Origin of the sequence: Halanaeroarchaeum sp. HSR-CO (genome assembly GCF_024972755.1) — an archaeon.
Classification (GTDB): domain Archaea; phylum Halobacteriota; class Halobacteria; order Halobacteriales; family Halobacteriaceae; genus Halanaeroarchaeum.
Genome location: NZ_CP087724.1, coordinates 1,500,248 through 1,514,055, shown reverse-complemented (window position 1 = coordinate 1,514,055; position 13,808 = coordinate 1,500,248). Strand labels below are relative to the sequence as shown.

Sequence of the window (13,808 nt, the reverse complement as noted above, 5' to 3'; positions counted from 1 at the left end):
GTCGGCCGCATTTTCTCTCGACCTCCGATAGGAGAGTACAATCACGACGGAACATCCGGGAGCGAAACCGACGAATCTAGCTCGTAATCGTGCAAGGTCTTCGCGAGTTCTACTGCGCAGGCGACGTCGGTCCGGAATCACCGGTCCGTCGTCACTATTCTCACGCTGGTCGGGGGATCGAGCTATCCGTCCCGGACCCATTACGGCGCTCTTCGAGGGCGACCTTGACGATGGATTTCGCTATCTCGATACCGCCAGTGAGGGGATCGAGTGTCGTCGTCCCCTTTCGATCACGATACTGGATCGGAAGTTCGCGGACCTCGTACCCCCGCATGAGTGGACGGATAAGCAGTTCCGCAGAAAGCCCGGTGTTCTCCGTCCAGGAGATGGTCTCGATGACCTCTCGTCGGTACGCGCGCATCCCAGTGGTCGTGTCGTGGACACGTTTTCCCATGAGGACACTCGCGAGCACGGCGAACGCGATGTTCCCGTATCGGTTGACGGCCGGCATCGCGTCGGCCCCGTGGTACAGTCGGTCACCGCTGACGACGTCGTAACCGTCGTTGATGGCAGCGAGAAACTCGGGGAGACGTTCCATGGGGTACGTATCGTCACAATCCGTCGTGACGACGACTGGCCGATTCGCCGAGCGGAGGGCCTCGCTGACGGCCACGCCGTACCCCTGTGGTTCCTGTTCGATGACGGTCGCACCGTGTTCGCGGGCGATCTCCGGGGTCCGGTCCGTAGAGCCGTCGACGACGCACACCTCGGCTGCACCGTCCGTTACGTCCTCGATGTCACGGAGAACGGTGGCGATGGCAGCCTCCTCGTTGTAGGTTCCCATGACGACGCTCACGTCGTCGAACGTGTACGGCGTCGGCTGGTCCTCGCGATCGGGCTGGGAGGTCATTGCTCGTTCAAGGGTGTGCAGTGACTTTAAATTTAGGTTCGCCTAAATCGAGAACGGCGACCGATAGACCACCCACGGCGGACTTCAGAGCGATTCGTCCACGTGGTCCGCCAGTTTGAGAGCCAGCGCCGCGATGGTGAGCGTCGGGTTCATCGCGCCGCTCGTGACGAAGACGCTGCTCCCGGCGATCCACAGGTTGTCGAGGTCGTGCGTACGCATCCGGGGATTCACCACGCTCTCCGCCGGGTCCGTTCCCATCCGTGTCGTCCCCATGTGATGGAAGGCGGGCCCGGTCTCTTCGGGACCGACCTGCCACGTCAACTCCGCCCCCAGTTCGGTCAGGATCGTTTCCTGGATCTCGTTCGCCCGTCGAATAGAGCGCTTCGTTACGTCGTCGACTCGCCAGTGGACCCGGGGGACCGGATTCCCGTGATCGTCGGTCTTCGAAGAGTCCAACCCCACGAAGTTGTCCTTCCGGGGTCGTTGTCCCACGAGCCCACCCATCGCGATACTGTTCCCGTACGCGTCGCGAAGCGATTCGAGCAACTCGTCGCCCCAGATGTCGCTATCGAGCGCCAAGCCGACCGGTGACGGCCCCGCGTAGTTGAAGAACTCCAGTTTGATGGGGGTGAACGCGGCCGTTTGTGCGTCGGCCGGTGGAATCCCGCGCTCGGTACCCGCGGCCGGATCGTCGTAGAACTGGTGGGTCTCGCTCGTCAGGAATCCCACGTGATTCTGACGGGTCCGCCAGTCGACGATCCCACCGGTTCCCGCGAACAGGTGTTCCATGAAGTAGCGGCCGACGAGGCCGCTCGAGTTCGCGAGTCCGTCCGGGTAGGTCTCGGACTCCGAGAGCAAGAGCAACCGCGGCGTCTCGATGCCCCCTGCCGCGAGGACGAATTGCCGCGCCGTCTGTCGGTGGGTCTCCCCGTCCGGAGTGACGTAGACGGCTGCGTCGATCACCTGCCCCGACCGGTCGTGCTCTAGTCGTTGAACGGGGACCCGATCGATGACGCGAACGCCTGCGTCCGTCGCCTTCTCGATCGTACGGGTCGCGTCGTACTTGGCGTCGGTGGGGCAGACCGGTTTACAGGTTCCAAAGCCGACGCACTTCGAGTCGCCGTCGAAGGGCGCAGAATTCCGAGCGTTCGGAACCGAGTGCGTCGCGACGCCGAGCCGTTCGCACGCCTCCGCGAACCTGGCGTCGCTGTGGGACGGTGGGAACGGAGGCATGGGATGTGGCGACTCCCGTGGGGGTGCGAAAGGGTTGTCCGAAGCCCCGGCGACGCCCAACGCCGACTCTGCGCTCCCGTAGTACGGTCGAATATCCTCGTAGTCTATCGGCCAGTCCGCCGCCACGCCCCACTCCGAGCGCATCTCGAAATCGACCTCGTGGAGGCGCATGACCATCCCCTGCCAGGAGAGCGTCGTTCCACCGACGCCCTTGACTCGTGAGTTATTGAGTGGATAGAACCACTCCCCCGTCGACGTGTAGGCGTCCCGTTCGCCACCCATGTCCCAGACGGACGGAAGGTCGTGCGACGGTCGGATCGACCGCTCCATCCGTTCGATCCGATCGGCCCGGTCGAAGCGCGGTCCAGCCTCGAGGATTACCACTTCGTGTCTGCGCGCGGCGAGTCGATCCGCGACGAGTGCTCCCGCTGGCCCAGCGCCGATAATGCATACGTCGACCCGATCGGAAGGTGTTCGGTCGCTGTCGCCCGTCACGATTGGGGGCCTCGCTGGTAACTGGCCAAACCGCCGGGATGGCCGCGGGGGTTCTCGAGACCGACCAACGTTGTACCAGTCGGCGTCGTGTATAGCCCGTACAGCAACTCGTTGACCACGAAGTATCGAACACGCTCCACGTCAGACCCATTCGGGTCGGGAGCGGCTGTGTCGGCGTTCATCCGTTCGAGCGCTTCGTCTCTATCGGACGGAACGAGGTCCGCGAATTTCGCGTCGTACCACGCGACGGCGTAGTCGTCGAGGTAGTCGACCGCGTCCGCGATACCACGGCCGTGGTCCGGCCGCTCCTCGACCTTCCCCTGAACGTAACTGGTGACGAACTCCTCGGTCCCCTCGACCTCGGATGGATACAGGACCTCCGCAGCAGCAACGAGTGTACGGACGGTCGATTCGTCGAGGCGGTGTTCGGCGGTTCCGTCCGCTGTGGATTCGGGTTCGCCCGTGGAGAGAAAGAGAGCACCGCCGCCAACCGTGACGCCTGCTGCAGTCAACGCCGCGAGCGCGTCACGACGGGTCAGTCGCATCGTGCTAGGATTAGGCTGGCCTAAACTTATGAATTTGGATTGTGGACGCCGAGGGTGCTCCGAACGAACACGCCGTCCGACGCCACTTCGGGTATGTACGCTGCCTCCCCACCACAAGTGCGAACTTCACGGCAGTGTTCGATACGGGGAGAGAGCGCGCGCACCTCGTCGTCCGAGGCATCTACCGGGAGCGCCATCCGATACTCGAACCCCCCACTGGGACCGTAGTCGACGAAGACGGTCGCCCGGACGGTATCCCGACCGTCCACAACGACCGATCCATTATCCAGGGCCTGCAAGTCGCCCGTTGCCGAGACTCGGCCGTCCTCGATGACGAGGTCGAAATCCAGACTATCCGCCGTCCCCGGTGCAACGTAGTACGCTGAGCCTCCGTCCGTCTCGATTCGAGCGGTGACACCGACAGCACCATCGGGGATACCCAGAGTCGCCTCGTGGCGGATCACCGCTCCGGAGACGTCGCGAACCCGCTGGAGGTGGGCTGCTTCCGGCGAGCCCGCGTACGGAGCCCACGCTCCGCGGTACCTGTACCGGTACATTCGACGGTCGGGATACTCGTCAGCGACCGAAAACGGCCGATCGTCGATCGCGTATACGGTTGGACCATCGAACCCGGGCTCGTTTCGCAACGGCTGGAACGGATGGTTCAGCCAGTTACCGTAGGGATCTGGCACCAGTACGACCGAGTTCTCGGGTGGGCCATCCTCGAGGGGCTCGTAGGCCACCTCGTACGTTTCGGTCACATCCAGGTTTTCCTCGAGGCGCTCGTTCAAATCGGACGCGGTGACGGTGCCGACGAGGCCCGCACTAACGAACAACACGAGGACGAACGCGGTTCGAGCGAGGCGACGATCGAGGCGTGAGGCGAGTCGTCGCCACGACGTACCGGCCAGCCGTTCTGCACCAGCAGCGGCGAACGCAGCCGTCGGAAGCAACAAGTCGAAGTGGTAGTAGGGCCCGAACGCGGCGACGAGTCCGTCACCGGCCCGGTCGATGTCTCCCAGGAGGTTGAGATTTCCCCAGAAGAACACGTTACCGACGATGACAGAGACGAACAGCCCGGCGAGGAGTATCTCTCGGGGTGATCGAGGTCGTCTGCTCATTTGAACGAGTCCGACCAGAGCGAACGCTACCCCGAAGACGCCGCCTGCGATCCACTCCGTGAAGAATAGTTCGACGACGGCTCGGTTCGCTTCCACAGCGAGTTCCGGCGTGTAGGTGACCTCGTGAGCCAGCAGTTGGCGGTGGCCGAACCCCGGTCCGTCCAGTGGCCCGAACGCCTGGTACGGGAACACCCACGGCGACCCTGTCATCATCGCGTTGTACGCCAAGGCCGTTGCCACCCCTACCACTCCGAGCGAGGCGACGATCACCTGTCGTGTTACCGCAGCCGACCAGTCGACGGCGAGCGTCCAGAGTGCATGTAGGACGAACGGAGCCGCGAACAGCACAGCCGTATAGGGGCGTGCGAAAAACGCGAGTCCTACGGCGGCGCCAGAGGCCACTGCCCACCGTCGTTCTCCGGTTCGATCGGCCCGAAGGTACCCGTAGGCGAACAAAAGATTGAGCATCGTCGTCGGTGCGTACGGGAGGAACACCGACGAATCGATCAAAAAGAGCGGGGAGACGAGGACGAACGCGCCGGCTAGCAACCCCGTCGGCGGTTCGAAGACCTCGCGGACGACACCGACCACGAGTGCCAGGTTGGCGGCAGCGATACCGACGAGCGCCAGTCGATAGCCTCCCAGGAGTTCGCCTACTGCAAACATCGCTGCAGGAACCGGGGTGTATTTCGGGTACAACCGCCCGCCGTCTTCGACGAAAAACCACGGTCGAAAGATCCCCTCGACGGGTGGCCAGAGGTGCAACTGCCCCTCCAGGAGCATCGCCGCCTGCTGAAGGTAGACGCCCTCGTCGTGGTTCAACGAATGGTACGGAAACACCTGGGTCGAAATGATCCCCACAGCCACTGCTCCGACGATTGCAATTGCGAGAGTTCCGAGGTGTCGATGCCGGTGCTGCATTGTCATTCGAACGTTCGTATCACTGTTCGGGGCTCCGACCACCCGCTTGTGCGAGTATTACCGCCATCGAGATGCCGGAAACGACGACCAGGACGAGCGCCGGGATGGCCGCCTTCCCGTACAACCCTGCCTCTTGAACTCGCCAGATATACGTCACGAGGGTGTCGAACCGCAACGGTCGGAGGATGAGGGTCGCCGGTAATTCCTTCATCGTGGTGAGAAAGACGAGTGCGGCCCCGGTCGCGATTCCGGGAACGATCAACGGGAACGTTATCTCGCGAAATGCGCTGAAACGGGACCGGCCAAGCGTCCGTGCGGCCTCGGTGAGTCGTTGGTCGACCTGTAGCGTCGAGGTCCTGATCGATCCGATCGCCTGTGGCATAAATCGAACCACGTACGCGAAGACGAGGAGTGGGATCGTCTTGTAGAGGGCCGGGACCACGTCGAGGCTGAAACTGACGAGCGCGATTGCGAGGACGATCCCCGGGGTCGCGTACCCGATGTACGGGGCACGGTCGGAAATTTTCGCCAGCCGCGAGTCCGAGACCGCAGAGCGCAACGCGATGGGTAAGGCGACGACGATCGCACCGGCTGCGGCGAGTACCGCGACGTACACCGAATTCAGGCCGTACGACCAGGAGAACGACATCGATCCCGTTGCGTATCCCGGGCCGGTTCGTAATAGCCAGATCGCGAAGATTCCGACGGGAAGGACGATCGCAACGAGCCCGATTCCGGCGGGGACGAGCATCGCTGGGTAACGCCACCGACCGAGGTCTAGGGTCGCCGCCCCCCGGTTCGCACTGCTCGCGTACGCCCCGGATTCGTCGACGCCGATGCGGGATTCGATGGCCAGAATCACCGCCGTGACGGCGAACAGCTGCAGCGAGAGAAGTGCCGCGTAATCGCGCATGAACGCGTTGTACCGGGCGTAGATGAACTGCGTGAACACTTCGACCCGCATGATATTCGGGGTTCCGAAGTCCGAGAGCGTGTACAGCGAGACGAGCAGTGCCCCCGCGGCGATACCAGGTGTGATTTGTGGCAGAGTGACCCGCCGAAACGCCTCCCACCGACCAGTATTGAGCGTGCGTGCCGCCTCGACGAGCGAGGCGTCCATCGAGAGCAACGAGGCCCGGGTCGTCAGGAACACGTACGGATAGGTATAGAAGACGAGCACGACGGCCGCACCCGTGAACCCGTAGACAGTGGGGATCTGCTCGATACCGATGGGGGCGAGGACTCTCGAAAACGCGCCACGTGGCCCGAAGGCAGAAACGACAGCGAACGCTCCCAGGTAGCTCGGTATGGCGAGCGGAAGTGCCGAGACGACCGTCCAGAATCGGCGGAAGGGAATCGCAGCCTGTACCGTGAGAACGGCGAGTGGAACGCCGACGACGATACTTCCGAGGGTGACCACTGTGACGAGCGCGATGCTCCGCAAAAGGACCTGAAACGTCGTTGGATTCACCGTGAGTTCGACCGCTCGCGGGCCAAGGTTGAATACGTCGACGACCAACCAGCCGAGTGGCAACACGAGAAGCGCCGCTATCGCCGCAGCGAGGAACGTCAATCCCGTGCCGACGGCCGACGAGTCCTCCTCAGTGGCGGACTCGACGAAGGACGTGAGCCACTCGAACACTCCCATCCCTTCAGCCCGAGACCCCAGCCTCTCGCATGAGTTCCAGCGTCGGTTCGAGATCGGCCAGTGCGGCGATATCGATGTCCGGTGGGTTCAGTTCGTCGACGGTGGGTAGTCCCCCCGGAGGAGCAACGCCCGAGATCATCGGATACGCGAAGCTGACCGTTGCGAAGTACTCCTGGGCCTCGGCGGACAGTAGGTGGCGGATGAAATCGTTCACGAGTTCGTCTTTCTGCGTCCCCTTTATGCGGAGAGCGCCCGCCACGTTCACGAGCGCTCCAGCGTCGTTCTTGGTAAACGCAAGATCGATCGGAGCGTCCGGTCGGCTGTTTTTCACGCGCAATGCGTAGTAGTGATTTGCGAACCCAGCGCCCAGTGTACCATCGGCGACCTGGTTCGAGACGACGAACTCGTTGGGAAATCGTTGGGTGCCCGCCTCTCGGAGCGAGACGAGCCATTCACGGGTCGTCTCGGGGCCTTCGAGTAATCGCATGGCGGTGACGAACGACTTGAACGCGCCGTACGTCGGTGCCCATCCCATCGTCCCGAGGAGCGCGTCCGTCTCCGGGATGTCCATGACGCTCGCTGGAATGTCGTCTTCGCTCAGTTGCTCGGAGTTGTACGGAATACTCCGGGCGCGACCGGCGACGCCGACCCATGCGTTGTCGGACCCTCGGAACGAACTCGGGACGGGATCGACCACATCGTTCGGCAGCGATTCGTACGCGTTATTGTCGGCGACGTAGCCGAGCGAACTCGCGTCGATGGACCAGAAAACGTCCGCCTGTGCCGACTGACTCCCGACTTCTTCGACGATGGTCTGCGCGAGCGAGGAGGAGGCAGCGCTGCTGGAAAAGACCTGAAAGTCGGGATAGATTTCCTCGAGCATCTCGACGAACTGGTAGTAGATGCCTCCCTCACCACCGCCGATATAGAGATTCAGCGACCCCGAGAGGTCCGGGAGGTCCTGGATGGACGTGCCACTCGGTGCGGGGCGCCCTTCGATGAGAGCGCCGGAGCCTCTGAACTCGGCCAGCGGCGGTATCTCGATATCTTGCGACCTATCAGGGTCGGTACCCCCGCCCACGACGTCTCGCAATCCGGCACACCCTGCCAGGCCGGTCGCGGCCGCCGCGCCGACCGCTCCGAGGATCTGTCGTCTCCGCAACCCCCTCTCTGGTTCCATGTTTTTAGGCTGTCCTAAATCGTCTAAACGATTGCGGTTCGATTCAGTCATCGGCCATCACCGGTTGGACCGTTTCGCGTCGCTCCTCGATTTCGTCCAGGCACTCGAGCCAGTCTTGCATGTACCGTCCACAGTAGTTCAAGAACGCTCCGTTGTTCCAGTCACTGTAGTCACCCGCTACGAGTTCGTCCGCGATGGCCCGGTATACCTCAGCGAACGATTCGGCATCGACGTCCACGTCGTCGACGACGTGCCAGAGGTGTTCGTTCAGTTCCAGCCCGGCCACCTCGTTCTGGAGGTCCTCGAACGTTGACCGGGGCGCCTTGTCGTGTCGGCACAGCGGATCACCGTTGTAGATCTGCCTGCCAAGGTCGTCACAGGCCCGCTTGAGAAAAAGACCCGACCAGATGTCGTCGAATCGAGCGATCCCCCACTCGTTATCGTCCATCGGGAGCTGGTAGAACGCCGGCACGATCTCGCGGTGAAACGCGAGATTCATCGAACAGACCGTGAGGTAATTGCCATCTGCAGCGACGAAATCATCTTCGTAATCTCTTGCGCTCGTGCGAGTCTGAGCCTGCCCATCGAGATCGCCGTCCATGAGTATCCGCACGGCATCGAGATCGGGCACGTTCGTCCAGAGCCCCTGGGACGCCACCACGCCGTCGACGTACTCTTCGGTCTTCACGCGTTCTTCGCCCATCGCCGCGTACGGGTAGCCCCGGGGGTAGAGGTCAGTATCACTCTGATGGAGTACGTTGACCCAGTCTTCGTCGGATTCGACTGCGGGAAGAAGTCCCTCGTATTCGAGATTGCGGAGATGCGTGCCGAAAAAATCGACGTCGGCGAGCGGTCGTGTGTCGTCGTCGATGAAGAATCCGTAGTCGAACCTTTCGTTCGCCCAGAGATACAGGAGACCAAACGAGGTCTGGGCGTGACTCGCTTCCGGAATCAGATGGGAGTATTCCGATAGCCCTCGTTCATCGAACCACCGCTCGCGGGCACTCTCGTCGAAAACCGCCCCCGAAACTCCCTCGTCGTCGAGCATCGCTCGCATTCCCCTGGTATCACAGAAGTCTTCGGTGACGAGGACGACGAACACTCTTTCGAGGTCGAAATTGTGGTCGCGGGCGTTCTCGAAGTAGGCCCGCATCGCGTCATAGTCCCTGATCGTTGGAACGATAACACACGTATCAGGTTCGGGGGGCATGCATTCGACAGTAGAGTTAGGCATGCCTAAATATCTATGGATGCGGCGAGAACGGTTGAATGTCCGATTGTAGGCCGGGTGCACCTGCAGCGGTTCGTCCGTGCTCGGCCAGCGATACAATTACAAGGACCCTCACATCCACAGATATCACCCGTTTTGTGGACCCGCCCTACGGAGTTTCGGCGGGTCCGCCGAATTTCGTGGCGGTCCAGTCGATGATAACGCCGTAGGCCAAGCCGGCGAAGAAACTCGGCCAGTCACGGAACTCACTCGTAAGAGTAATCGCCGTTGTCACCACGAGACCGAGGACGAACCCCCGGACGAGGACGTTTCGGTCCGAGTCGACGATCCGAAGACCCCCGGCGAGCCCGATAACGAGGCCCATGACGACGCGGTTGTACCACATCGAAACGAGGAACAGCTCGTTGTCCTGGAATCCGGTCCTGAGGCCGACACCCACGATACAGAACACGCCGAGGATTGCCCCCATACCGACCCCGATGGCGAGTCGTTTCTTCATAGTAGACCAACCGGTCTGGAACGAGTTATACCTGTGCGACAGTTTCGAACGTTGCCATCGACCGTTCTGGTGGATGTCACCATCGCTCGGCCAGCCCTCGGAATGATCGTCGAACGCGCAACGAACCCTCCACGGGACCACCAGGAAATACCTCCTCGACCCTGTCCGGTGTCCCCGCAACGACACGCGACACCCTGTGGCCTCATGCATCCCTTCAGAAGAATTGGTGGCGATACCCCCTTCCGACTCTCGAAGCTCCGTTTCGGGCGTTTCAAAACCCTCCACACACCTGTACCAGTACCGATCGGTGGGTTTTCGCCCTGCAACCACGTTCGTCCTATCCTTCACTATATTTCGATAGGTACGATGTCGATTCAAAACTACTATTTTCCCGCGTGAACGAAGTCGATATATCGATGGCGATACATCGTACCAGGCGACAGGTATTGGCGGCGGCTGGTGCAGGGATCGCAACTGGATTCGCTGGCTGTTCCGGTGGTTCGACGGCCGAGGAGTCTACCACTATCAGAACGACCGGAACGACCAGCGCGGCAGACACGATATCGATTCTAGTGTACAGCGGCGCGGGTCTCAAGAAGCCGATGGACGAGATCGGCGCCGAGTTCGAGGCCGAAACAGGTACCGAAGTCCAGTACAACTACGCCGGGTCGAATACCCTGTTGAGCCAGATCGAACTGAACAAGCAAGGCGACGTTTACATGCCCGGCGCGAAATACTACATCGACACCGCCGACGAGAAGGGCTTCATCGCGGAGAAGAAATTGGTGGCCTACCACACGCCGTCGATCATCGTCCCGGAAGGCAATCCAGCCGGCGTCTCGTCGCTATCCGATCTCACCGACGAAGGTGTGGACGTGGCGCTGGGTGATCCGGGGGCAGCGGCCATCGGTCGCCTCGGAAAGAAAATTCTGGAACAAAACGGCCTCTACGAAGCCGTCCAGCAGAACGTCGCGACGACTGCAGGCACCACGAACGAACTCGTCGTCTACACCGCCCAGGAGCAGGTGGACGCCGCCATCACCTGGCGGGCTGACGTCCACGGCATGGACGAGAAGGTCGACCGGGTCCCTATCGCCGAAGCGAAAAACATCATCAAGACCATCCCGATCGGACGCCTGGAGTTTGCCACCCACCCCGAGGTGGCCGGGGAGTTCGTCGACTTCGTGGCCAGCGAGGGTCGAGACATCTTCGCGGCGTTCGGCTATCGCAAGTACGAGGGTGAATGATGGTCGTCGAAACCGCGCTCGAGTGACGATGGAAGCGAGAACGTTCAACCAGTTCACCGGCGTCTCTGTGGTGGTGATGGCGGCATTCATCGTCGCCGTCATCGGCATGCTCGCAATCCAGACCACACCAGCGGCGCTTGTGACGAACCTCCAGTCTGCGGAGATCCTCTTCTCGATCCGATTGAGTTTGCTCACCGCAACCGTCTCATCGATTATGAGCATGATCGTGGCGGTGCCAACGGGCTATGCCCTGGCTCGCACGGAGTTTCCCGGGAAGTCCTTCGCGGAGACAATCGTCAACGTGCCGCTGGCGCTGCCACCGCTCGTCGCTGGGGTCGGGCTCTTACTCTTTTTCGGCCACACGCCGATCGGTGACGTACTCAACCGTTTCGGTATCGAGTTCGTCTTCACGAAATCCGGAATCGTGATGGCCCAGTTCCTCATCAACGTGCCCTTCGCTATCCGGATCATGCGCTCGACTTTCGACGGAATCAACCCCCGATACGAACACGTGGCGAAGACACTCGGGTACACTCACGCCGAGACGTTCCGCAAGGTGACTCTACCAATGGCCAAGAACGGTTTTCTGGCCAGCACAGCGATTACGTGGGCCAAGGGGATGGGCGAGTTCGGCGCGGTCCTCATGCTGGCGGGCGCAACCCGGATGAAGACTGAGACTCTCCCGATCGCGGTCTTCCTGAACATGTCGAGCGGCGAAATAGAACTGGCCATCGCCGCCGCGATTATCCTCGTCATCGTCTCGTTCGTGGCACTGTACGTACTGGAACGCTTCGGCGGGGATGCCACCATCTACTGACCATGCTCGAGATTACCGGGCTCACGGCAGATCTGGGCGAGTTCACGCTCAATGACGTCGACCTGCACGTCGGGGAGGGCGAGTACTTCGTCCTCGTCGGACCGACGGGGTCGGGCAAGACCATATTCCTCGAAGTATAGGCAGGAATCTACACCGCCGACGCGGGCCGAGTCGAACTCGACGAAAGGGAGATCACGGGTGCTGCGCCGAAGGATCGGCCGATCAGCATGGTCTACCAGGATTACATGCTCTTTCCCCACCTCACGGTGGAGGAGAACATTCGGTTCGGTCGGATCCAGGGCGTCTCCGAGGCCGAAATCGATGGCCGAGTGGACCGGTTCACCGACCTGCTAGATATCGACGATCTGCGCCACCGGTATCCCCGGACGCTCAGCGGCGGTGAGAAACAGCGCGTGGCCCTCGCCCGGAGTCTCGTCCTCGATCCCGAGGTTCTCCTCCTCGACGAGCCAGTCAGCGCGCTCGACGTGCCATCGAAGGAGCAGATCATCGACGAACTCGAATCGATCCAGGCCGAGACTGACGTCACGGTCTTACACGTAACCCACGGACGGGAGGAGGCGATTCGCCTCGCCGACCGTCTGGCCGTTATGAAAGACGGTGAGATCGTCCAAACCGGGACAACCGAGACCGTCTTCGAAGAGCCGAACTCCCGCTTCGTCGCGCAGTTCGTCGGCACGGAAAACGTCTTCGAGGGGACGGCCACCTGGGACGGCGACTCGACCTCGGTAGAACTCGAATCCGGTCTGGAAATCGAGGCCAGCGACAGGGCCGAGGGGGAGACACTCGCGTGTATCCGTCCCGAATACGTTTCCGTCCGGGCGGACCAGCCGACCGACGGCCAGTGGATCGACGGAGAACTCGTCGGGGTCTCGCGGCGGGAAGCGGCGGTTCAACTCGACGTCGAGGCTGGTGTCGAGATCACCGCTCGGCTGACCACGTCTGCCTACGCGGCGCTCGACGCGGCGGTCGGCGACACGGTTTTCGTCGGCGTCGATCCGGAGTCGATCCACCTGATCGCAAATCCCGGGCGCTAATCGAGAACGCCGACGTCCCAGATCCGCCCGCCGCAAGTGAGGACCACCAACGAACGCTGTCCTCACGTGTGGGCAACCCGACCGCGAAGCCTGCCCCCAACCGGTGGCTGTGACGGAGCACGCTCCGGCCGACCACTATCATTACCAGGACTGGGCAGACGGTGCGATGCGCGGCGGTACCGCTCGCGCGAAACTGCCTCCGCAACGCCGGGCAGGGATGGCAGATTCGACGGTCATCTCGTCGGTGAACGGGCTCGTATGGAGTACCGTCGAAGCGGCACCCTCGGAACCCATCGTTTTCCTGGCACTACCCGGTCACAGTCGTGGACGAATCTATCGTGACTTGGTGATTATACTGCGTGGCGGAGTTTTCCCGGGGTTCGCCGTTAGGTGATCTGAAATCCGCCCTGGGCATCCATCGTCAGGTCGACAGTCTCATCGGCATCGACGACGGCAAACCGGTCATCGATGTCGGCTTCGCTTACGTCATTGTGTTCCATGCAGGCGCCACAGACAGCGACTCTCCCGCCGGCCTCGAGATAGTCTTCCATCAGCTCTGGCACCGGACGGAACGGATCACCGATATCGAGTCCATCGGCATGACCGGGCTTTCCAAGACGCACTCCGGCAGCCATCAGGATCACGGTGGCTGAATGGCCCTTTTCGACCGCTTAGAGTGCCATCGTGAAGGCCACCGTTACCTTAACGGGATCGTTGCGCTCGGGGAACAAGGTCGTGACAAAATCGGTCTTTGCCATGCTGATATTGTGTCGTCAGCACAATATAATAAATGCAGATATCGACTGTATACTACTGTGCCCCTCCGATATTGCGCGTCTCGTACTGCCGATAGCACCGTCCGTGACTCTTCTCCAGTGGGTTCGTTCGAGAGACAGACCAGTCGCT

The 13,808-nt window shown here is 61.7% G+C and carries 13 protein-coding genes; 4 read left to right on the top strand and 9 right to left on the bottom strand.

What is annotated here, in order from left to right:
- Nucleotides 1-160: 160 nt before the first annotated feature.
- From HSRCO_RS07855 to HSRCO_RS07820, 8 genes are all read right to left on the bottom strand, one after another.
- On the bottom strand, nt 161-910 hold the full coding sequence (locus HSRCO_RS07855) for a dolichyl-phosphate hexose transferase (protein ID WP_259517064.1): 750 nt from the start codon (nt 908-910) through the stop codon (nt 161-163).
- 84 nt (nt 911-994) lie between these two features.
- Nucleotides 995-2,638 carry a GMC family oxidoreductase gene (locus tag HSRCO_RS07850; protein ID WP_259517063.1) on the bottom strand — a complete coding sequence of 548 codons (1,644 nt, stop codon included), beginning with the start codon at nt 2,636-2,638 and terminating at the stop codon, nt 995-997.
- Nucleotides 2,635-3,183 (bottom strand): gluconate 2-dehydrogenase subunit 3 family protein, encoded by a 549-nt coding sequence (locus HSRCO_RS07845; protein WP_259517062.1) that lies wholly within the window; start codon nt 3,181-3,183, stop codon nt 2,635-2,637. Before HSRCO_RS07845 ends, HSRCO_RS07850 begins: the two co-directional genes overlap by 4 nt.
- 26 nt (nt 3,184-3,209) lie before the next feature.
- Nucleotides 3,210-5,126 (bottom strand): glycosyltransferase family 39 protein, encoded by a 1,917-nt coding sequence (locus HSRCO_RS07840; RefSeq protein WP_259517060.1) that lies wholly within the window; start codon nt 5,124-5,126, stop codon nt 3,210-3,212.
- A gap of 118 nt (nt 5,127-5,244) precedes the next feature.
- The gene (locus HSRCO_RS07835; RefSeq protein ID WP_259517059.1) at nt 5,245-6,873 is read right to left on the bottom strand and encodes an iron ABC transporter permease; all 1,629 of its coding nucleotides are present in this window, start codon (nt 6,871-6,873) and stop codon (nt 5,245-5,247) included.
- Nucleotides 6,874-6,877: 4 nt separating this feature from the next.
- Nucleotides 6,878-8,053 carry an extracellular solute-binding protein gene (locus HSRCO_RS07830; RefSeq protein WP_259517058.1) on the bottom strand — a complete coding sequence of 392 codons (1,176 nt, stop codon included), beginning with the start codon at nt 8,051-8,053 and terminating at the stop codon, nt 6,878-6,880.
- A gap of 43 nt (nt 8,054-8,096) precedes the next feature.
- Nucleotides 8,097-9,263, bottom strand: coding sequence for an alpha-1 4-glucan-protein synthase (locus HSRCO_RS07825; RefSeq protein ID WP_259517055.1), 1,167 nt, complete (start codon nt 9,261-9,263; stop codon nt 8,097-8,099).
- Nucleotides 9,264-9,432: 169 nt separating this feature from the next.
- Nucleotides 9,433-10,131, bottom strand: coding sequence for a hypothetical protein (locus HSRCO_RS07820; RefSeq protein WP_259517053.1), 699 nt, complete (start codon nt 10,129-10,131; stop codon nt 9,433-9,435).
- A 68-nt stretch (nt 10,132-10,199) separates the two neighbouring features.
- Here HSRCO_RS07820 and modA point away from each other — a divergent pair, with 68 nt between their 5' ends.
- Genes modA through HSRCO_RS07800 form a run of 4 tightly spaced genes read left to right on the top strand, consistent with a single transcriptional unit; the run spans nt 10,200 to nt 12,902 of the window.
- Entirely contained in the window at nt 10,200-11,030 is an 831-nt protein-coding gene (modA, locus tag HSRCO_RS07815) for a molybdate ABC transporter substrate-binding protein (RefSeq protein ID WP_259517051.1), read from the top strand.
- A 28-nt stretch (nt 11,031-11,058) separates the two neighbouring features.
- Nucleotides 11,059-11,847, top strand: coding sequence for an ABC transporter permease (locus tag HSRCO_RS07810; RefSeq protein ID WP_259517050.1), 789 nt, complete (start codon nt 11,059-11,061; stop codon nt 11,845-11,847).
- 2 nt (nt 11,848-11,849) lie between these two features.
- Complete coding sequence (locus HSRCO_RS07805) at nt 11,850-11,987, top strand: ATP-binding cassette domain-containing protein (RefSeq protein ID WP_259517046.1); 138 nt, start codon at nt 11,850-11,852, stop codon at nt 11,985-11,987.
- A gap of 6 nt (nt 11,988-11,993) precedes the next feature.
- Complete coding sequence (locus tag HSRCO_RS07800; RefSeq protein WP_259519784.1) at nt 11,994-12,902, top strand: ABC transporter ATP-binding protein; 909 nt, start codon at nt 11,994-11,996, stop codon at nt 12,900-12,902.
- A 386-nt stretch (nt 12,903-13,288) separates the two neighbouring features.
- On the opposite strand, the gene HSRCO_RS14605 is transcribed toward HSRCO_RS07800, so the two are convergent.
- A complete protein-coding gene (locus HSRCO_RS14605; RefSeq protein WP_396266388.1) occupies nt 13,289-13,537 on the bottom strand; it encodes a hypothetical protein in 249 nt (82 codons plus the stop codon).
- Nucleotides 13,538-13,808 lie beyond the last annotated feature (271 nt).

Bases quoted from the DNA above. Each gene is read 5' to 3' on its own strand.
- HSRCO_RS07855 (WP_259517064.1), bottom strand. From the start codon at position 910: ATGACCTCCCAGCCCGATCGCGAGGACCAGCCGACGCCGTACACGTTC.
- HSRCO_RS07845 (WP_259517062.1), bottom strand. From the start codon at position 3,183: ATGCGACTGACCCGTCGTGACGCGCTCGCGGCGTTGACTGCAGCAGGC.
- HSRCO_RS07835 (WP_259517059.1), bottom strand. From the start codon at position 6,873: ATGGGAGTGTTCGAGTGGCTCACGTCCTTCGTCGAGTCCGCCACTGAG.
- HSRCO_RS07830 (WP_259517058.1), bottom strand. From the start codon at position 8,053: ATGGAACCAGAGAGGGGGTTGCGGAGACGACAGATCCTCGGAGCGGTC.
- HSRCO_RS07825 (WP_259517055.1), bottom strand. From the start codon at position 9,263: ATGCCCCCCGAACCTGATACGTGTGTTATCGTTCCAACGATCAGGGAC.
- modA (WP_259517051.1), top strand. From the start codon at position 10,200: ATGGCGATACATCGTACCAGGCGACAGGTATTGGCGGCGGCTGGTGCA.
- HSRCO_RS07810 (WP_259517050.1), top strand. From the start codon at position 11,059: ATGGAAGCGAGAACGTTCAACCAGTTCACCGGCGTCTCTGTGGTGGTG.
- HSRCO_RS07805 (WP_259517046.1), top strand. From the start codon at position 11,850: ATGCTCGAGATTACCGGGCTCACGGCAGATCTGGGCGAGTTCACGCTC.
- HSRCO_RS14605 (WP_396266388.1), bottom strand. From the start codon at position 13,537: ATGGCTGCCGGAGTGCGTCTTGGAAAGCCCGGTCATGCCGATGGACTC.